The following is a 20,112-nucleotide window of genomic DNA, read 5'->3' on the forward strand; positions in this document are numbered from 1 at the left end:
AGGCCTGCTCGGACCCGCCGATTCAAGGGATTTTGGCGATATTTCTACCTGTTAGTCATCGGTCAGGGTAACGCCGATGCCGCCGACCAAGGTGGCCGAGATGTTGTACAGGAACGCTGAAAGCACCGAAAGGGTTGTCAGCAGCAAGACATTCACCACGGCAACGATCGTTGAGAACGACGCAACCTGGCCCAGCGACACAATCGTCAACAGGTCAATGGGTGTGCCGCCCTCCTTGCCCTGAATGTCATTGATGAAGGAGTTGACAGTGTCAAACAACCCAATGGTGTCCAGCACCGTCCACAGCACAATGGAAGCCACAACGGTGACGATGCCCAGTGCAACCGACAGCAGGAACGCCATCTTCAGCACGGACCACGGCTCAACTTTGCTCACCAAAAGGCGTGCTCGGCGGGCTTTTGCCTTGGGTGCGGGCTTGACCAGCGCCGGCGCTGTTTTGGGCGCTGGCTTAGGTGCTGGGCGCTTCGCCGCAGCACTCGTGGTGGTTGCCGGAGCAACGCCAGGCCGCTGCGGAGGGCGCGCCGGAGCACCTACCCTCGGGGCGGAACCAGGCCGCGGAATCGGGTTATTGGCGCTCAATCGGTACCTCCAGTTGTTCCATCTTCGTTGCTTAACGGTACTTCATCAAGCTGAGGCTCACCTTCGAGAGCACCCTCAACGGATTCTTCAGGGACGTCAGTTTGTACTGACTCATCTTCGTCATCAAGGCCCCGCTCGCTGTTTCGGGCCACCTCAATGATGCGGTCGTTCTTGTCCGGCTTGGCAAAGATGACACCCATGGTGTCACGGCCTTTGGCGGGCACTTCCGAGACGTTGGAGCGCACCACCTTGCCGCCGCTCATCACGACCAAAACCTCGTCATCCTCTTGAACAATCAAGGCACCAACCAGGTCTCCGCGGTCGTCGGCGAGCTTGGCAACCTTGATGCCCAAACCGCCTCGACCCTGCAAGCGGTATTCACTGACGGCTGTGCGCTTTGCATAGCCACCCTCCGTGACAATAAACACATATGAGTCTTCGGTGACAACATCGGCGGCAAGAAGTTCATCAAAGTCACGGAATTTCATGCCCGTGACGCCCGATGTTGCCCTGCCCATGGGCCGCAACGCCTCATTGCTGGCGGTGAACCGGATGGATTGGCCCTTGCGGGACACCAGCAGCAGGTCGTCGCTGTCGGACACCAGCTGGGCTGAGACCAGCTCATCACCGTCGCGCAGATTGATGGCAATGACTCCAGCCGAACGGTTGGTGTCGTAGTCCGCCAAGGAAGTCTTCTTGACAAGACCGTTCTTGGTGGCCAGTACCAGGTAGGGGGACTGCTGGTAGTCCTTGAGCTCCATGACCTGGGCGATTTTCTCGTCAGGCTGGAAGGCCAGCAGGTTCGCCACGTGCTGTCCCTTGGCGTCACGGCCGGCTTCAGCGAGCTCGTAGGCCTTGGCCCGGTAGACGCGGCCCAGGTTGGTGAAGAACAGCAGCCAGTGGTGGGTGGTGGTGACAAAGAAATGCTCGACGACGTCGTCGCCCCTCAGCGCTGCTCCCTTGACCCCCTTACCGCCACGGTGCTGGGAACGGTAGTTATCGCTTCGGGTGCGCTTTACATAGCCGCCCCGGGTAATGGTGACAACCATTTCCTCTTCAGGGATGAGGTCTTCCATGCTCATGTTGGGGTCGTAGCCCATCATAATTTCGGTGCGGCGGTCATCACCAAAGCGGGCAGTGATTTCAGCTAGTTCGTCGCTGACGATACCCCGCTGAATTTCAGGATCGGCCAGGATTCGGTTGAACTCGGTGATCATGCCCTCGAGCACGTTGTGGCGATCAGTGATCTTTTGGTGTTCCAAGGCTGCCAAACGGCGCAGCTGCATGTCCAAAATGGCCTTGGCCTGGATCTCGTCAATGTCCAGCAGCTGGATCAAGCCGTCGCGGGCTTCCTCCGTGGTGGATGAGCGTCGAATCAACGCGATGACCTCGTCAAGGGCGTCAAGGGCCTTCAACAGTGCGCGCTGAATGTGAGCTTCTTCTTCCGCCTTGCGCAGGCGGAATCTGGTGCGGCGGACAATGACGTCCATCTGGTGGGTTACCCAGTGGCGAATAAAAGCATCCAAGGGCAGCGTGCGGGGGACACCGTCAACGATGGCCAACATGTTGGCGCTGAAGTTTTCCTGCAGCTGAGTGTGCTTGTACAGGTTGTTCAGAACAACCTTCGCTACGGCGTCGCGCTTGAGCACGACAACCAGGCGCTGGCCCGTGCGTCCGGAAGTCTCGTCACGGAGGTCAGCGATGCCGGAAATCTTGCCGTCCTTGACCAGATCGGCGATCTTGATGGCCAAATTGTCAGGGTTGGCCTGGAACGGCAGTTCGGTAACTACCAAGCAGGTGCGGCCCTGAATTTCTTCAACGTTAACTACAGCACGCATGGTGATGGAACCACGGCCAGTCCTGTAAGCATCTTCGATGCCCTTGCGGCCCAAAATCTGGGCACCTGTGGGGAAGTCGGGGCCCTTGACACGCTCAATGAGTGCCTCCAGGAGTTCTTCGCGTCCCACATTGGGGTTGGCCAAGTACCATTGGACGCCCTCGGCAACTTCGCGGAGGTTGTGCGGGGGAATATTGGTGGCCATACCCACGGCAATGCCCGAGGAACCGTTGACCAGAAGGTTCGGGAACCTTGAGGGCAAAATGGTGGGCTCTTGGTTCTTGCCGTCATAGTTGTCCTGAAAATCGACGGTTTCCTCGTCGATGTCCCTGACCATTTCCATGGCGATGGGTGCCATTTTTGTTTCGGTGTAACGAGGCGCAGCAGCGCCGTCATTGCCCGGTGAGCCAAAGTTGCCCTGTCCCAGTGCCAAGGGGTAGCGCATGGTCCAGTCTTGGATCAGGCGTACCAAGGCATCGTAAATGGAGCTGTCGCCATGGGGGTGGTACTGACCCATGACTTCACCCACCACGCGGGCGCACTTGTTGAAGGAGCGCTCGGGGCGGTATCCGCCGTCGAACATGGCGTACAGCACGCGGCGGTGCACAGGCTTGAGCCCATCACGGACGTCGGGGAGCGCGCGGCCCACGATGACCGCCATGGCGTAGTCGAGGTAGGAGCGTTTCATCTCCTCCTGGAGATCAATTTGCTCAATCTTGTCGTGCATTACATTGCCTTCAAGGACGTCATTTCCCGTGGCATCCACGGAAATATCGTCTGGATTCTGAGGTGTTTCGTCACTCATAGTTCTTTATATTCCATTCGCAATATATGTCTGATTCGCTCTATAACTAGGGGGGTATATCTTGCCCTGGCTAGATGTCGAGGAACCTTACGTCCTTGGCGTTTTGCTGAATAAAGTTACGTCGTGATTCAACGTCTTCGCCCATGAGGGTGGAGAAAACCGTGTCCACTTCGGCGGCATCGTCCATGGTGACCTGCAGCAAGGTGCGGTGTTCCGGGTCCATGGTGGTGTCCCACAGCTCCGTGTAGTCCATTTCACCGAGGCCCTTGTAACGCTGGATTCCGTTGTCCTTGGGGATGCGACGCCCCGCAGCAGCTCCGGCAACCAACGCCGCGTCACGTTCCTTGTCACTGTAGACGTAGTCGTGAGGCGCATTGGACCACTTGATCCGGTACAGCGGCGGCTGGGCCAGGTACACGTAGCCGCTTTCTATCAGCGGACGCATGTAGCGGAACAGCAGAGTCAGCAACAAGGTGGTGATGTGCTGGCCATCAACGTCAGCATCAGCCATCAAAACAATCTTGTGATACCGGGCCTTGTTGACATCAAAATCTTCACCAATGCCGGCGCCGAAGGCTGTAATCATGGCCTGAACTTCGGTATTCCCCAAGGCACGGTCGAGGCGGGCACGCTCCACGTTCAGGATTTTTCCGCGCAACGGCAAGATGGCCTGCGTGGTTGGGTTGCGACCTCGCACCGCCGAACCACCAGCTGAGTCACCCTCCACAATGTAAATCTCTGAAAGCGCAGGATCCTTGGACTGGCAATCCTTGAGCTTGCCCGGCATGCCGCCGGACTCCAACAAGCCCTTGCGTCGGGTGTTTTCGCGAGCCTTGCGGGCAGCCAATCGGGCCATGGAGGCCTGGATGGACTTGCGAATGACGTCCCTGGCCGGGCCGGGGTTGCGCTCCAGCCAGTCACCCAAACCATCGGTGACGACGCGCTGAACAAAGCCCTTGACCTCGGAGTTGCCCAACTTGGTCTTGGTCTGGCCCTCAAACTGCGGCTCGGAGAGCTTCACCGAGATGACGGCAGTGAGGCCTTCACGGATGTCGTCACCGGTGAGGTTGTCATCCTTTTCCTTGATGATGTTCTTCTCGCGCGCATACCTGTTGATCAACGAGGTCATAGCTGCGCGGAAGCCCTCCTCGTGGGTTCCACCTTCATGGGTGTTGATGGTGTTTGCATAGGTGTGGACGCTCTCGGAGAACGAGGTGGTCCACTGCATGGCAATTTCCACAGCCATGCTGCGTGAGGAATCCTCAGTTTCGAAGGCGATGACGTCCTCGTGGACGGGCTCGTACTTCTTCGATGTGTTCAGGTGTTTAACGTAGTCAAGCAGCCCGTCCACGTATTGGTAGATGACCTCGCGCTTGCCGGTGGTGACATCCTTGCCTTCAGGGATGGCATCCAGATCGGGGTCTTCATCGTGGACAGCATTCACTTCACGCTCGTCGGTGAGCGTGATCTTCAGACCCTTGTTCAGGAACGCCATCTGTTGGAAACGGGCACGCAGCGTCTCAAAATCAAACTCAATCGATTCAAAGATCTCCGGGTCCGGATAGAACGTCTGCGTTGTTCCAGTTTCGGTGGTGGCTTCGCCCTTGACCAGCGTGCCCTGGGGCTTGCCGCCGTCGGCAAAGCTCATCCGCCAAACGAATCCCTTGCGCCGAACTTCGGTGTCGACCCGCCGTGACAGGGCGTTGACAACGGAAATGCCCACACCGTGCAGACCACCAGAAACTGCATAGCCGCCGCCACCGAATTTTCCACCCGCGTGCAGGATGGTCATGACAACTTCAACCGTGGGCTTGCCCTCGGTGGGGTGAATGTCAACCGGAATGCCACGGCCGTTGTCCACCACTTTGACACCACCGCTGGCTGTCAGGGTGATTTCAATGTGGTCGCAGTAGCCGGCAAGAGCCTCATCGACGGAGTTGTCCACCACTTCGTAGACCAAGTGATGCAAACCGCGCAGGCCAGTGGAACCGATGTACATGCCAGGACGCTTGCGGACGGCTTCCAAGCCCTCCAGCACAGTGATGTCACTGGCGTCATAGTGACTGGTGTCCGCTGGCTTTTCGGTTACTGCAACCTCACTAGGCTGCGTGTTTACCGACTCTGGATTCACGGCACTATCCGAATTGTTCGTCGTCACAGGCGCGTTCGACCCCTCTTATTGTTCAGCTCGATTGCCAACGTTGAGACAGGGCACGACTTTCACTTGCCCGTGCATCGAGTCCTCGTTGAAGGCAGATAAATACCGCTCTCAACGAAACTAAAAACGAGCCACAGCGCCGCAGAGAGACGGTTATGGTCCAATTCTACCTTGAGGCTGGTGTATATGTGCCCTCAACGTGCCCTAGCTGGGCAGAAAAGCGCCTTAGAACGCAATTGTTATTCCATCTTTAAGGGGATGTACGGCGTGAGGGGTTTGAATCGTCCTACAGCGGTCTGGCTAGCTCGGTTACTGTTTGGCTGCCGCAGCCGGATCTACCCGTAAGTGTCCCGGGGACCACGGCCCTTCACAGTGCGGAAACCCTTGCGCCAACTTGGTGCGGCAGGTCCCAGCACAAGAATTTTTGTCACCACGCCCCGGCCAAGATCGGCGTCAAATTTGGCCAACAGTGACGATGATAGCAACCGCAACTGGGTGGCCCAGCTGGTGGAATCGCATCTGACGTGAAGCGTTGTTGCTTCAAAACTCTCCGGCTGGCAGTGGGCTGCTATCTCCGGTCCCACCAACGTGTCCCACTGCGCCATGACCGAGCCCACGGCCAGCGGGGAACTCCACCCACGGTCCGAGACCAGCCGGCTCACAACGTTGCCCAGCCCCAAAGGATCCCTGCCGCCGCCATATTTGGCATCGAGAAACGGCTGCCGTTTTGCCTTGGGCGTGGCTTTTTCACCCAATCTGCTTCGGGGGATCCGCAATTCTCCACGGCTTTTGGCGATGGTGCGCATCCGGTTCAGGGCTGCCTGGGCCGCATCCACTTCTGTGACATGGTCCGTGGCTGCCGCGAGTTTGCTGCGTCTTATTCCCGTGGGGTCGCTGCTTGAGGGACCGTTGGGATCCTCACTCATGGGGAACCACTCCACCTGGAATGACCTGGACCTTGGAGCCGGACAGCTCCTCGGGAATATCTTCTGCCACGGCAGCTGTCACCAAAACCTGTTCGGCCGAGCCAACCATCACTGCCAATTTTTTCCGCCGTTGGGCATCGAGTTCAGCAAAAACATCATCAAGAATCAGGATGGGCTGGTTTCCGGCCACATGTTTGTCTTCATCAAGTACATGGAATGAGGCAAGCCGCAGCGCCAGGGCAATGGACCAGGATTCCCCATGGGAAGCATAGCCGCGGGCCGGGGCCTGGCCCAGAAGCAGGTCCAACTCATCCCTGTGCGGCCCCACCAATGACATACCGCGGTCAAGTTCACGGGCACGGGACCTCTGCAGCTCGGCACCATACATCGACGCAAGTTCTTCCACACTGAAAAGCGAAAGATCCACGTCCTCGCCTGCACCAGGAGCATCGGCGACACCGAAAGTGTCGGGGGAGGCGCCGTCGTGCGCGGAAGTGTCAGCCAAACTGCTGAGGTAGTTGGCCCGCAAAAGTTTGGAACCATCGGTCAGCTGGGCATAAGCCTCGGCCATGTGGGGGCGCAGGCGGTTGAGTAAATCGAGCCTGGCAGCCAACAAATTTGCGGCAACGGCGGCCAGGTGCTGGTCCCACACATCCAAGGTTGCCAGCTGAACTTCCGGGACACCCGATCGGGAAAAATGGGCTGCCCTTGCGGACTTCAACAGTGCATTGCGCTGTTTGAGTACCCTGTCATAGTCGCTGCGCGTGGCAGCATGCCTAGGCATCAAAACAACCAACAGGTCATCCAAAAACCGGCGCCGGTTCCCGGGATCACCCTTTACCAAGGCCAAATCCTCCGGCGCAAACAGGACGGTCCGGCAGATACCCAAAATATCGCGGGACCTGATCGGGTTGGCCCGATTGATGCGTGCACGGTTGGCCCGTGATGCGTTGATTTCCACCTCCACCATGACCTTTTGCTCGGCGCGAACCAACTGTGCCCGGATGAGGGCCCGTTCAGTGCCGAAGCGCAAAAGAGGCCCGTCCTGGCTTACTCTGTGGGAAGAAAGGGTTGAAAGATAGCCGATCGCTTCCACCAGATTAGTTTTGCCCAAACCGTTGGAACCAACAAGCACAGTTACACCGGGGCTAAGCGTTAGATCCACCTGGGCGTAACTGCGGAAATCGGTGAGGGAAAGATGTTCAAGATACATTGAGCTGAGAATTATCCACTGTTAGGAACCCGCAGGTTTTGTGGCGTGTCCACCAAATTGGTGGCGCAAGGCCGAGACCATCTTCATGGCCGGCGAGTTATCTTCCCGCGAAGAGAACCTGGCAAAAAGCGCCGCCGTGATGGCTGGTGCCGGGACGGCATTGGCAATGGCTTCCTCAACGGTCCACCTGCCTTCACCGGAATCTTCAACGTAGTCATCGATCGATTCGAGCCCCGGATCCTCATCCAGTGCCTTCACCATGAGGTCCAGCAGCCAGGAACGGACAACTGTCCCTTTTTGCCATGCACGGAAAGTGCCCGGCAGGTCTTCGATGATTTCCTTCTTCGCGAGCAGCTCATAGCCTTCGGCGTAGGCCTGCATCAAGCCGTACTCGATGCCGTTGTGAACCATCTTGGCGTAGTGCCCTGCACCAATGTCTCCCACGTGAACAAAGCTGTCGGCCCGTTCACCTTCGGGGCGGAGCACATCCAAAACGGGAAGTGCCCATGCAACGTTCTCCTTGGATCCGCCTGCCATCAGTCCGTAACCATTTTCCAGACCCCAGACCCCACCAGACACGCCAACATCGATGAACCCGATGTTCTTTTCAGCGAGCATGGCACCGTGCTTTTGGTCCTCAGTGAATCGTGAGTTTCCGCCATCCACCAGCAAATCACCAGCGTCCATCAACACCGACAGTTCGGTGATGACCGAGGAAGTGATATCCCCTGAAGGGACCATGACCCAAATGAGCCTGGGAGCAGGAACAGCAGCCACCAATTCAGCCATTGAGGCTACATCGGTGACTGCTGGGTTCCTGTCAAAACCTGTCACCTCAATCTGCGCTGCACGCAGGCGAGCCCTCATATTGAAGCCCATTTTTCCTAGTCCAACAAGTCCAATATGCACGTTCGTCTCTCTTCCGTGTTTGGCTGATCTTGGTGCGGCAGCGTTGCTGAGGCTTACTGGTTGGGCAACCTCACCGGCATAACCAGGTAGCGGTATTCATCACGTCGTTCACCGTCAATGTCATCCTGCGCACTGAGCATGGCCGGCTTGGGGGCCGAGGTGAAGGAGAACCTGACGTACTTGCTGTCAAAAGCACTCAGACCTTCGCTGAGGTAGTGCGGGTTGAAAGCCACTGTGATGTCCTCGCCCACCAACGTTGCTTCAAGGTTTTCCGAGGCCTGGGCATCCTCGCCAGTTCCGGCGTCGAGTGTCAGCTGACCGTCTGTAAAGATCAAACGGACAGGGGTGTTCCGTTCGGCAACCAGGGATACACGGCGAACTGCTTCAGCCAATGCGTGGGTTTCCACCGTTGCGTGGATGGGAGTATCGCTGGGGAACAAAGAACGGATCTTGGGGTAGTCACCGTCAACCAGCAATGACGTGGTGCGGCGACCGCCACTTTCGAAACCGATCAACTCGCTGTTCTGGGAAAGGGCGATGTTGATATTTCCGGAGCTTCCCAACGTCTTGGCTACTTCGCTCAGAGTTTTAGCCTTGACCAAAGCCCCCGTTGAAATGTTCGGTGAGCTGGGGTTCCAGCGAATTTCACGGAGTGCCAAACGGTACCGGTCCGTTGCCAGCAAGGTAATCAGGTCGCCTTCAATTTCCATTTTCACGCCAGTGAGAATGGGCAAGGTGTCGTCCTTGCTCGAGGCAATGATGACCTGCGAAACGGCCTGAGCGAATGCTTCGCCGTCAACGGTTCCACTGACTTCAGGCAAGGCAGGCAATTCTGGGTAGTCTCCCACTGGCATGGTGGCCAAATGGAAACGGCTGCTGCGGCAGGTCAAGGTGACTTTGTTGCCGTCAGTTTCAACGTCAACCGGTGCAGCCGGCAGGCTGCGGCAAATGTCAGCCAACAAACGGCCGGAAACCAGGATGGTTCCTTCCTCAGAAATGTCCGCAGGGATCTGCAAGCGTGCCGAAATTTCGTAGTCAAAGCTAGCCAGGCTCAAAGTTCCGGCTTCAGCTTTTAACAAAAGCCCTGACAGTACGGGAACTGGTGGGCGTGGTGACAAGGATCGTGCGGCCCAGCTGACTGCTTCAGTCAGAACATCCCGTTCGACTCGGAACTTCACGGAAGGGTGCCGCCTTTCATGGTGCGAAAAATTTTGGTGAACCGCTAATTGACCAGACCTGGGAAGGGTCTGGTGTAACCATCGGAATTACATACTTTCCAACAGCTTAGCCCCTTGATGGGCCCTCGTGGGCATTGGACTTTCCTTCAACGAGGGTGCTGGGCGGCGCAAAGGTAAATGTTGTTTGAAACGAATGAATCTTGTAGTTAGAAGTGTTAATAAGTCCTGTGGATACTGTGGATAACTGCCCCTGTCCACGCGGTCTAGCCGAAGTTGCCTGTGCACAGCCTGTGAGGTCCCACCGCTTTGGGCTGTGGGCGGCGGTGGAGAACTTTCTGGCCGGATTTGACGATCCACAGCTGCACTAGGGGTTATCCGCAGGAAGAGGGCGGTTGTGCACTTAACCATCCACAGGGTTATCCACAACTGTTAATTTTAAGATTTTTTCTCCGCTACGCGGATTAGCCTTCGCGCTGTTGCTGCTTGATCTTGTTCGTCAGTTCGGTGACCTGGTTGTAGATGGCGCGCCGTTCGGCCATCAATTCCCGGATCTTCCTGTCTGCATGAATCACTGTTGTGTGGTCGCGCCCACCGAATTCCTGACCAATTTTGGGAAGTGACATGTCAGTCAGTTCCCGGCAGAGGTACATGGCGATCTGGCGGGCTGTCACCAAGGACCGAGTCCGGGACTTGCTGCAGAGTTCTTCCAGGGAGATGTTGAAGTAGGCGGCCGTCTGCCCCAGGATCGCCGCAGATGTGACTTCCTGGGCGCCGTCGTCAGTAATCAGGTCCTTGAGAACCAGTTCAGCCAAGCCAACATCCACCGGTTGGCGGTTCAGGCTGGCAAAGGCAGTGACGCGGATGAGGGCACCCTCAAGCTCGCGAATGTTTGTGGAGATCTTCGAGGCGATGTACTCCAGGGCATCGTCGGGGGCTGAAAGACCTTCGCCGATGGCCTTCTTGCGCAAGATGGCAATGCGTGTTTCCAGTTCCGGAGGCTGAACATCCGTCAAAAGGCCCCACTCGAAACGTGAACGCATCCGCTCTTCGAAGCCCTGCAAACGCTTGGGAGGCAGATCGGAGGTGATCACAACCTGCTTGTTGTGGTTGTGAAGGGCGTTAAAGGTGTGGAAGAACTCTTCCTGGGTGGCGTCCTTGTTGGCCAGGAACTGAATGTCATCGATCAGCAGGATGTCCACATTGCGGTAAAGCTGCTTGAAACTGGCACCTTCGTCATCGCGGATCGAGTTGATGAAGTCATTGGTGAACTCTTCAGAGTTGACATAGCGGACGCGAATGCCTGTGTAAAGTCGGCGCGCATAGTGGCCAATCGCGTGCAGCAGGTGGGTTTTGCCCAAACCAGAATCACCGTAGATGAACAAAGGGTTGTAGGCCTTGGCCGGAGCCTCCGCAACTGCCACAGCCGCTGCGTGGGCAAAACGGTTTGAGGAACCAATGACAAAGGAATCAAACACATACTTCGGGTTGAGCCGGCCAAATTCCTGCGAAGTACTGGGCAACGTTGGTGCAGGTTTGGAGACCTGTTCGGTTCGTTCGGTGTGTGTGGGGCGTTCGGTGCGCACCGCAACTGGTGCTGCAACGGGCTCCTCTTCCTTAACAGGAGGCACCAGATCGGCGTTGACGCTGAAGGCACAACTGATTTCTTCTGAAAACACTTGAGACAGCGCGTCGCTGAGAGCGGTACTGAGCTGAGTCTGCAGGACTTCCCGGGTTAGTTCATTGGGAACAGCCACCAACAGGGTGTTGCCAATCAAACCCTGGGGCTGGGTAAGGACCACAAAACCACGCTGGCGCGGCGAAACGCGTTCGTCTTGTTCAAGAATTCGTATGACACGCCGCCAGGAACTACCAACGTCATTGATGTCCTCAGTGCTCATTGGCAATTCCACCCTTACTACCGGTTGTTGAACCGGAATATTTATTGATTGCGCGCGTACTGCACGTGACTTCCATTACACACTTCAAAGCTCTAGCCAGGATGCGTAAGTAGCCGTTAAATCGCGGTAATCCACAGAGTTATGCACATCCGTGGATAACTTTCTACTGGCCCAGCCTAAGGGATGCATACGTCAGAAGATAGCGGGAGAAAGTGCTTGTGGATAAATGTCACAGGTGGGTGCCTTGAACTACTTCATCCACAGACGTTGTCCACGGGGTTATGCACAGCTGTGGATGGAGACTATGGGAATGCGTTAAAGTGGCCTACAGACGGATTTGGCTGGGCCCGGTGCCCTCGGAAGCCGGAATTTGGCAAACCCTGGTTTGACTGCCGGGGCGCAAATGACCTAATGTTGTGAAGTCCCATGTGTCTGCTTTGCGCTCTTGCGTGTGCCTCTTGTAAATGAGAGGCAAATGAGCAGGCATCCATATACTTAGCGTCGACCCCTTTCTTACTGTTAGCTACGGGCAAGGCGCATCTTTGATTGTCTTGGAGTAACTACCGTGAGCAAGCGGACTTTTCAGCCGAACAACCGCCGTCGTGCCAAGAAGCACGGCTTCCGCCTTCGCATGCGCACCCGCGCCGGCCGCGCCATTTTGGCAGCACGCCGCACCAAGGGTCGCGTAGAGCTGTCGGCCTAAACAATAACTGCTTGACGATTCGTCGGGCCTTAGTGAAGTTGCGGTTGATCGCAGGGTGCTAGCCACCAAGAATAGAATGCGGACTTCCGCCAACTTCTCACATACTGTACGTTCCGGCGTCCGCAATGGACGCCGGAACTTAGTGTTATATATGGTGTCCACTTCTTCGGATGCGCCCAGCCAAGTTGGGTTCATCGTTGCGAAGACTGTTGGGAACGCTGTGACCCGCAATCTCGTTAAACGGAGACTGAGGGAAATTGTTGTCGAGACAATTAAGCAGCATCCCCAGGGAGTCAATGTCGTGGTGCGGGCTCTGCCCGTATCCGCCGATGCCTCCTTCAGTGACCTTGCTAAGGACTACCGCAAGGCCGTTTCCACTGTTTTCCCCCGCCTGCGGGAGAGAATGGGAGATTCTGCCCTGTTGGCACCAACACCTGCAGTAGACAAGGCTGACGTGTCTAAAGGAGAAGATGTGTTGTGACCCCGTCACCAACCGAGTATCGCGCGCGTAGGCCCATGGCCGCCGTCGTACGTTTCTTCTGGCATCTTCCCCGCAATATTCTTATAATCGTTTTGAAACTGTACCGGCGCGTCGTCTCACCCACTTATGGGCAGGTGTGCCGGTTTTTTCCGTCATGTTCGGCTTATGCTTTGGAGGCTGTGACCGTTCACGGCGCAGTCAAGGGCGGTTGGTTTGCTGCGCGCAGAATTGTGCGGTGCCACCCTTGGAACTCTGGCGGGCTTGATCCGGTTCCATCACCGGCCACTGTTGATTGGGATGACCCTTCCATGGTGCCCATGATTGTCCAGCTGAACCACCCGCATGTTTTTCTGGCCAAGCAACAGGAAACACAAAGCCGCAACGCGGCTTGAGGAGATTAGAAAAGAAAAATGGGCTTCTTCGATACAATTCTGTTCCCCTTCAAATGGCTTGTGTCATGGATCATGGTGCAGTTCCATGATGGCTTGACCTTCCTTGGGATGGATGCTGCCTCCGGTGTTACGTGGACGCTGTCCATCATCGGTCTGGTGCTGGTCATCCGTGCCGCGTTGATTCCTGTTTTTGTCAAGCAGATCAAGGCCCAGCGTGGCATGCAGGCGCTGCAGCCGGATATGAAGAAGCTTCAGGCCAAGTACAAGGGCAAGACGGACCAGCTGTCCCGTCAGGCTATGGGCCAGGAACAGATGGCCTTGTACAAGGAACACGGCACCAACCCGTTCTCCGCGTGCTTGCCCATGTTGATTCAGATGCCGTTCTTCTTCTCCCTGTTCCAAGTGCTTTCAGGTGTAGCCAAGGCCAACGCCGATAGCGATGGCATCGGCGCCATGACCCACGACCAGGTGGCTCAGTTTGACCAGGCGACCATTTTTGGAGCCCCGCTGTCCGCGGCCTTCCTGCCGCAGCTCCAGGGTGGCGACCTGAACGTCGCCGTAGTTTGGCTCTCCATCATCATGATTCTGGCCATGATTGCCTCGCAGTTCATCACGCAGAAGCAGATCATGTCTAAGAACATGTCTGAAGAAGCCATGCAGGGCCCCTTCATGAAGCAGCAGAAGATGATGCTGTACGTGCTTCCGCTGGTCTTCGGTATTGGTGGCGTGAACTTCCCCATTGGTGTTTTGATCTACTGGACCACCACCAACATTTGGACCATGGGTCAGCAGTTCTTCGTAATTCGCCGCATGCCTACGCCCGGGTCACCTGCTTACAAGGAGTACCAGAAGCGCCGCGAAGCCAAGGGCTTGCCGCTGTTGGGTGCTTCGAAGAAGAAGGTCGAAGAGGTCGTTGAAGAGATTCCTGAGCCCAAGGGCCAGCGCAGCCAGCCACAACGTAAGAACAGGAAGAAGAAATAATGCCTGACGAAACGCAACTTGCCACTGAAGAAGTTGAAGAGGCAACAGCCCCCGAGGGCACCGGCGCAAGCCGCCTGGAAGAAGAAGGCGACATCGCCGCCGACTACCTCGAGGAACTTCTGGACATTGCCGATATCGATGGTGATATTGACATCGAGGTCCGCAACGGACGCACTTACATTTCCATCCTTACGGATGAAGAGACCGATTCACTGGCCAACCTCGTTGGTGAAGGTGGCGAAGTTTTGGACGCTCTGCAGGAATTGACGCGTTTGAGCGTTCTCTCCGCTACGGAAAACCGCTCACGCCTGGTTCTGGATATTTCCGGCTACCGTGACCGCCGGAACGTGGAATTGGCCAAGATTGCTGGCGATGCCGCAGAGCAGATCAAGGCTGGCAGCGCCTCCGTTCCGCTGGAACCGATGGGTGCTTACGAGCGCAAGATTGTGCACGACGCCATTGCTGAATTGGGTTTGGAATCCGAATCAGAGGGCGAAGGCGCTAAGCGCCACATTGTGGTGTCAGCCGCCGAATAGGGCGTGCTGGTTGAGAAGTTTACAAATGGTCCCGCTCATTGCCCTTGGCAGTGGGCGGGACCACGGTTAAGAGGACACAAAATAGTGGTGGAACTTACTGCACAAGAGGCCGTTGCAGCGGAACGCATTTTTGGGGATCGTTTGGATCTCGCCAAGCGCTACGTGGAGCATTTGGCTACATCGGGGATCGAACGAGGGCTGATCGGTCCGCGTGAAGTGCCCCGCTTGTGGAGCCGTCACGTGTTGAACTGTGCTGTTGTGGCGGAGCTGATTGCCGACGGCGCAAAGGTCGCCGACGTAGGCAGCGGTGCAGGCCTGCCAGGACTATGCTTGGCGATTGCCCGCCCGGACCTGTACCTTACGCTCATTGAGCCGTTGGAGCGCCGAGTGGTCTGGCTTGAGGAAGTGGTCATGGACCTGGGCCTGAACAATGTGGAGATCGTACGCTCACGTGCCGAGGCAGCCATCGGCAAGGTCGAATGCTCAGTTGTGACAGCCCGAGCTGTATCAGCACTGGACACTCTGGCGCCATTGACCATCCCTCTTCTGGGCGGTGAAGGTGAACTCTTGGCCATCAAGGGACGCAGCGCCGAGGAGGAAATAACCAAGGCAGCCAAGACACTTAAGAAGCTTGGCGGCTACCAGACCGAAGTACTGGTTGCCGGCCAAGATGTATTGGAAGAACCCACCACAGTGGTTCGGGTCAAGGTGAAGCGGCGCTGATCCACACTCGTGTGGGTTGGAACCGATAGGCTAGAGGTTGGCAACCATTGCCTGAGGAAAGTGAGAGTGTCAGCGTGACCAGTAGCGAAGCAGCTTCGCAACGGATCCCCCCGTTCATGACGTTGGGGTCGGCACGTTCAAATGCCTCCGGTCAACCAAAATTGGTTGATTACTCGCAAGCGGGCACCAAGGTGGATGTTTCACGTGAAACGGACCCCATTGCCGCCATTCCGCTGAACAATGAATTTGACGACAGTAGCCCCATTGCAAGTCAATTGGTCAGCGAGACCAGGCGACGTGAACGGCTGCTCGGGCGGAAATTGCCGCGCCCCTCACGCACCAGAATTCTGACTGTCGCCAACCAAAAGGGTGGCGTTGGCAAGACAACAACGACAGTCAACGTTGCGGCTGCCTTGGCATCAGCCGGGCTGCAGGTTCTGGTTATCGACATCGATCCCCAAGGGAACGCATCCACAGCCTTGGGTGTACCGCACCATGCTGACGTCGACAGCATCTACGATGTGTTGATCAACGATATTCCCATGTCTGATGTCATTGCAGAATGCCCCGACATTGCCAACCTCTATTGTGCGCCGGCCACCATCCACCTTGCTGGTGCGGAGATTGAACTCGTATCCCTGGTAGCGCGCGAACAGCGGCTTCGACGCGCAATTGATGAGTATGTAAAGTACCGAGCCACCCAAGGGCAGGAGCGCCTGGACTTCATCTTCATCGACTGCCCGCCTAGTTTGGGGTTGCTGACTGTCAATGCTTTCTGCGCTGCCAATGAGGTCATGATCCCGATTCAGTGCGAATACTATGCACTTGAGGGATTGAGCCAGCTGTTGAAAAACATTGAGATGATTCAAAAGCATCTCAATTCGGACCTGGTGGTTTCTACGATTCTGTTGACGATGTATGACGGGCGAACCAATTTGGCGGCCCATGTGGCAGCTGACGTTCGTGAGCACTTCCCCAAGCAGGTATTGCGTGCGCTGATTCCACGTTCCGTCAGGATTTCCGAGGCTCCGAGCTACCAGCAGACGGTCATGACCTACGATCCTTCGTCGACCGGGGCGCTTTCGTATCTGGAAGCCGCTGCGGAATTGGCAGAGCGTTCAACGGAATAGTGCGTCCCGTAGCTCGGAACTTTGCAGATTACAATGAATTTAAGCAGACCCCACTCTTTGGGGTTCATTCAACGGAGGAAGTCACAATGACTGACAAGCGCAGGGGTCTTGGTCGTGGTTTGGGTGCCTTGATACCCAACTCTTCTGGTGATGAAAGCGGATCCTCGCAGCCGACACGGCCAGTAGACTTGTTCTTTCCTGAGCCCAAGGGGCGCAAGCCCGTTGCAGCTCCAGTGCGAAGCGCCAAGAAGCCTGTCGTTGAAGCTGTGGAACTTGTAGAAGTTCCTGGTGCACGCTTTTTGGAACTGCCGGTTGGCCAGATCCACCCGAACCGCAAGCAACCCAGAACCGTTTTCGATGAAGACGATATGGCCGAGCTTGTACATTCGGTACGCGAAATCGGTGTTCTGCAGCCCATTGTGGTGCGCGTATCGACCGAAGTTGGCGATCAGCCGTATGAATTGGTCATGGGTGAGCGCCGCTGGCGCGCCAGTCAGGCCGCCGGTCTAGAAACCATTCCTGTTATTGTCCGGGAAACCAGTGATGACAACCTCCTCCGTGACGCGCTGTTGGAGAACCTCCACCGCAGTCAGCTGAATCCCTTGGAAGAAGCTGCGGCTTACCAGCAGTTGCTGGAGGATTTTGGTACCACTCACGAACAATTGGCTGATCGGATTGGGCGTTCGCGTCCCCAGGTTTCGAACACGCTTCGTCTGCTGAAGCTTCCTCCAGTGGTGCAGCGCAGAGTTGCGGCAGGTGTTTTGTCCGCTGGTCATGCGCGCGCTTTGCTCGCTCTGCCAGAAGCTGCCGCCATGGAGCAGTTGGCTCAGAAGATCGTGTCTGAGGGGATGTCGGTCAGGGCCACTGAGGAAGCTGTGCAGCTTTACCAGGCGCCGCTTAATGGTCAGCAGCCCGCAGCAAAGAAACCCAGTCCCCGCCACGAGCGGTTGGATTTCTTGGCAAGCTCTCTGGCCGACCGCCTTGACACCAATGTGAAGATTTCCCTGGGTGCCCGCAAAGGTAAGGTCAGTATTGAGTTCGCCTCCGTTGAAGACCTCAACCGGATCATGGATGTCTTGAGTCCCGGCGGCAACTAGTTCTCATCTCTAACCAGCGGCAGTGTTTCACGTGAAACACTGCCGCTGGTTGCTTAATTGGAGTTCCCCAGGATTGATTCTAAGCATCATTTTTTCGAACGTCCGAAGTGGAGTGATCGGACCCTGATGGGCCATTTCGAATAGCGCGATAGTGTTTCACGTGAAACAAGAGACAAATTCGGAAGTTGCCACTGCTGCTGGATTTGATAGTCAACAATTGGGCGACGCTCACTTTTTGGTTCATATGGCGAATTGTCATTTGCTCGCATGGCCGAAGCCAGACCTTTGGTCAGTTCGATTCCCCGGGCACGAGCCTTCCCTGGAGATGAGTCGATCGTGGTGCATCCACTTGAGTGGGATCTACAGACTGTCGGGGGAGGGTGGCGTTTAGCCAGACATCTTAATCGCATCAGGCGCAGTGAGCCAATCAGTCCCGCTTCAGCGGAGCCTGCGGAACCTGGTTGCCATTCGGAACTTAACGGCTGTGTTGCATACTGGTGGTGAATCCGGTGGACTTGAGGCCCACGGGTGTAGCGATGGCTCCTCCGTCGTTGTATCCGTGAGTATGACGTCAGAATATTGTGCCCCCTCGAGTGGAATCGGTTCAGAATTCAGTACGGTCGCAGTCCGACCATCCTCCCCAATTGCTTCCATGCGGGACCCGGGAGTTGGGTAGGTGGAGGGCGGGTGTCGTGCGGTCAGCCCGGGCCTCCGTGCCCCTGGATTCTACCTGGGGGATCAACCCACCCCGCCAATGGGCGCCAATGGCCGCCAGGGCCCGCCCTGAGGGGCTCCAGTCCACCAAGGTAACCCGGGTTGCCCTAAGGGCCCCGCAGGGCTCTGTAGGGGCGTAGTAGCCACCAGCGGTGCCGTCGACCGCAAGAACCGGCCCTACGTGACCGGCGGCGCCGACCCGGACCTCACCCGGTGCGCTGGAGTGGAAGCCGTGCTGCCGCGGTCAGGAAACCCAAGTATGGGCGGCCACGATCCGCGCGAATGTTTCACGTGAAACGGACGATGAAAGAGCCGGTCCTACGACACCCAAAGGACTCCGTGTCCTCGTAAAATCAGGGACAGCAATGGTAGGTGGGTGCGCGATCGGCGCTTCGATCAGGTTGACTGGAATGCCCTGCAGGGTGGAAGCTTTCGCATGCGAAGTACAGCCGCGCCCTGGTCATGGACGTTTGGGGACGACGGCCCTGAGTTGCGGTGCGGCCGGCAGATACCCTCATTCGCGGGCTACCTTGCTCAGCGGTGAGTGTTGCGTATTTCAGAAGCGTGAATACCGGCGGTCGCCACTATTGTCGTCGGAGATTGTCCGCCCAAACCGGCACTTCGCCAGCGAGACACCACCTTGATCAGGGAATCCGATGATGTTGCAGCCAGAAAGGGCAGGGCTGAGAGTTGGTGGGAATATCCCATGTCTCGCCGCGCGCCTCGGGCCCGTCTTCGAAGGATAATTCCAGGCCTGTAGTCTTCCGGAAGGCTCCATGGTGGTGAATGTGGGAACTGGGTATCGGCATGGAATTACGCCGCAAATCCAGGCAAATCGGTGTCGGTCGCGCAACCACTCACACAGTGCATATCCCCTTCCGGTCTCCATCAATCGACTGGAAGTTGACCCCACCACTCGTCTACGCCTCGCTGGCCAAAAGTTGACGGACGGGAATCGAGCCTCAGAAGGATGTCGCCGAATAGTCAGTGTCGCTCTGGAATCGAGACGCATCCACATTGTCTGACGTTCGGTGGAGATTCGTCCACGTCATTGCTCCAGTTGCGGCCATGGGGTCTCAGGTCATACTTCCCGCTGTGCAGGTGAGGGGATGCTGGATTGCGAGTGCGCTGCCGCGATCACTTGGCATCTTTGAACCCGAAAGCCACCTGCGGTGGCGATAGCCTCGAAATGGCTGCACCAGGCAAGGGTCTCTGCATTCGCGAACCCCACAAGCGCCCACCTGCCACACTGGGAAATCAGCGTGACCGCGCAGCTGATCGAGGTCCGACATTCCGACCTCGCCCGTCGGCACCTGGGCAACGACCAAGACGTGTTGGTCTTGAATCCCCGATGACCACTCACGAGTGCGGAAAGGGCGCGTAATCCACACCAGCGAGGCCGGCCCGATTGCATTGTAAGAAATCCTGAGACCGGGCGTGAGTAGACCCGGAAGATACCGGCCGTCGCCGACTTGGCAGTGCCGAATGCAGTCCCGGAACAGGAGCAGGGTGGGCAGCAGGTCCGTGTGGACCGATCCAATGGGACAGGGAGTGGGTGCCAGCGCTGCTGAACCAAACTGTTGCAGTTCGGTCCGGTGAGTTTTCAGGAGTATGACAAGCTGCAGCGGCTCATCGCAGAGTTCACTATGGACGACAACAAGCACCGGCAGCCAAAAAAGGAAGCCCCCGGTCCACAGACAGGATTGCAACTATTCCGTACCCACCTCAAGTGGGAACTAGGTCTCGAGGAATGGTCGGAGTCACGCACCCAGACGTGTCACTTCGGTGTAGCTTCCCACCGGCAATATCATGCTTGCCCTGCCTCCTGACA

At 56.9% G+C, this 20,112-nt stretch carries 16 protein-coding genes; 8 read left to right on the plus strand and 8 right to left on the minus strand.

Translation table 11 applies throughout. The annotated features are described in order from the left end of the window. Positions 1-51: 51 nt before the first annotated feature. The 8 genes from CVS27_RS07480 to dnaA all read right to left on the minus strand — a co-directional run bounded on the left by CVS27_RS07480 (position 52) and on the right by dnaA (position 11,524). Complete coding sequence (locus tag CVS27_RS07480) at positions 52-600, minus strand: DUF3566 domain-containing protein (protein ID WP_103465120.1); 549 nt, start codon at positions 598-600, stop codon at positions 52-54. Continuing rightward, positions 597-3,242 (minus strand): DNA gyrase subunit A, encoded by a 2,646-nt coding sequence (gene gyrA, locus CVS27_RS07485; protein ID WP_103465121.1) that lies wholly within the window; start codon positions 3,240-3,242, stop codon positions 597-599. Before gyrA ends, CVS27_RS07480 begins: the two co-directional genes overlap by 4 nt. Positions 3,243-3,312: 70 nt before the next feature. Then, entirely contained in the window at positions 3,313-5,400 is a 2,088-nt protein-coding gene (gyrB, locus tag CVS27_RS07490) for a DNA topoisomerase (ATP-hydrolyzing) subunit B (RefSeq protein WP_103465122.1), read from the minus strand. 335 nt (positions 5,401-5,735) lie between these two features. Beyond that, complete coding sequence (locus CVS27_RS07495) at positions 5,736-6,326, minus strand: DciA family protein (RefSeq protein WP_103465123.1); 591 nt, start codon at positions 6,324-6,326, stop codon at positions 5,736-5,738. Next, positions 6,319-7,539 (minus strand): DNA replication/repair protein RecF, encoded by a 1,221-nt coding sequence (recF, locus tag CVS27_RS07500; protein WP_103465124.1) that lies wholly within the window; start codon positions 7,537-7,539, stop codon positions 6,319-6,321. The genes CVS27_RS07495 and recF overlap by 8 nt, the downstream gene beginning before the upstream one ends. 21 nt (positions 7,540-7,560) lie before the next feature. Beyond that, positions 7,561-8,448, minus strand: a complete 888-nt coding sequence (gnd, locus tag CVS27_RS07505) for a phosphogluconate dehydrogenase (NAD(+)-dependent, decarboxylating) (protein ID WP_103465125.1) — start codon at positions 8,446-8,448, stop codon at positions 7,561-7,563. 53 nt (positions 8,449-8,501) lie between these two features. Continuing rightward, positions 8,502-9,626, minus strand: coding sequence for a DNA polymerase III subunit beta (gene dnaN, locus CVS27_RS07510; RefSeq protein WP_103465126.1), 1,125 nt, complete (start codon positions 9,624-9,626; stop codon positions 8,502-8,504). 461 nt (positions 9,627-10,087) lie between these two features. After that, on the minus strand, positions 10,088-11,524 hold the full coding sequence (dnaA, locus tag CVS27_RS07515; protein ID WP_103465127.1) for a chromosomal replication initiator protein DnaA: 1,437 nt from the start codon (positions 11,522-11,524) through the stop codon (positions 10,088-10,090). A gap of 565 nt (positions 11,525-12,089) precedes the next feature. Here dnaA and rpmH point away from each other — a divergent pair. From rpmH to CVS27_RS07555, 8 genes are all read left to right on the plus strand, one after another. Next, the gene (rpmH, locus tag CVS27_RS07520; protein ID WP_044569795.1) at positions 12,090-12,227 is read left to right on the plus strand and encodes a 50S ribosomal protein L34; all 138 of its coding nucleotides are present in this window, start codon (positions 12,090-12,092) and stop codon (positions 12,225-12,227) included. Between the two features lie 55 nt (positions 12,228-12,282). Beyond that, positions 12,283-12,708, plus strand: coding sequence for a ribonuclease P protein component (gene rnpA, locus CVS27_RS07525; protein ID WP_103465128.1), 426 nt, complete (start codon positions 12,283-12,285; stop codon positions 12,706-12,708). 35 nt (positions 12,709-12,743) lie between these two features. Then, on the plus strand, positions 12,744-13,100 hold the full coding sequence (yidD, locus tag CVS27_RS07530; RefSeq protein ID WP_103465377.1) for a membrane protein insertion efficiency factor YidD: 357 nt from the start codon (positions 12,744-12,746) through the stop codon (positions 13,098-13,100). An 18-nt stretch (positions 13,101-13,118) separates the two neighbouring features. Further along, complete coding sequence (yidC, locus tag CVS27_RS07535; protein WP_103465129.1) at positions 13,119-14,081, plus strand: membrane protein insertase YidC; 963 nt, start codon at positions 13,119-13,121, stop codon at positions 14,079-14,081. Beyond that, on the plus strand, positions 14,081-14,617 hold the full coding sequence (locus tag CVS27_RS07540) for a Jag family protein (RefSeq protein WP_103465130.1): 537 nt from the start codon (positions 14,081-14,083) through the stop codon (positions 14,615-14,617). The genes yidC and CVS27_RS07540 overlap by 1 nt, the downstream gene beginning before the upstream one ends. 84 nt (positions 14,618-14,701) lie before the next feature. Further along, positions 14,702-15,340, plus strand: coding sequence for a 16S rRNA (guanine(527)-N(7))-methyltransferase RsmG (gene rsmG, locus CVS27_RS07545; RefSeq protein WP_103465131.1), 639 nt, complete (start codon positions 14,702-14,704; stop codon positions 15,338-15,340). Positions 15,341-15,414: 74 nt separating this feature from the next. After that, entirely contained in the window at positions 15,415-16,470 is a 1,056-nt protein-coding gene (locus tag CVS27_RS07550; protein ID WP_243400085.1) for a ParA family protein, read from the plus strand. An 86-nt stretch (positions 16,471-16,556) separates the two neighbouring features. Further along, positions 16,557-17,567 (plus strand): ParB/RepB/Spo0J family partition protein, encoded by a 1,011-nt coding sequence (locus CVS27_RS07555; protein WP_103465133.1) that lies wholly within the window; start codon positions 16,557-16,559, stop codon positions 17,565-17,567. The last annotated feature ends 2,545 nt before the right edge of the window (positions 17,568-20,112 follow it).

This window comes from Arthrobacter glacialis (genome assembly GCF_002909445.1).
Lineage (GTDB): Bacteria > Actinomycetota > Actinomycetes > Actinomycetales > Micrococcaceae > Specibacter > Specibacter glacialis.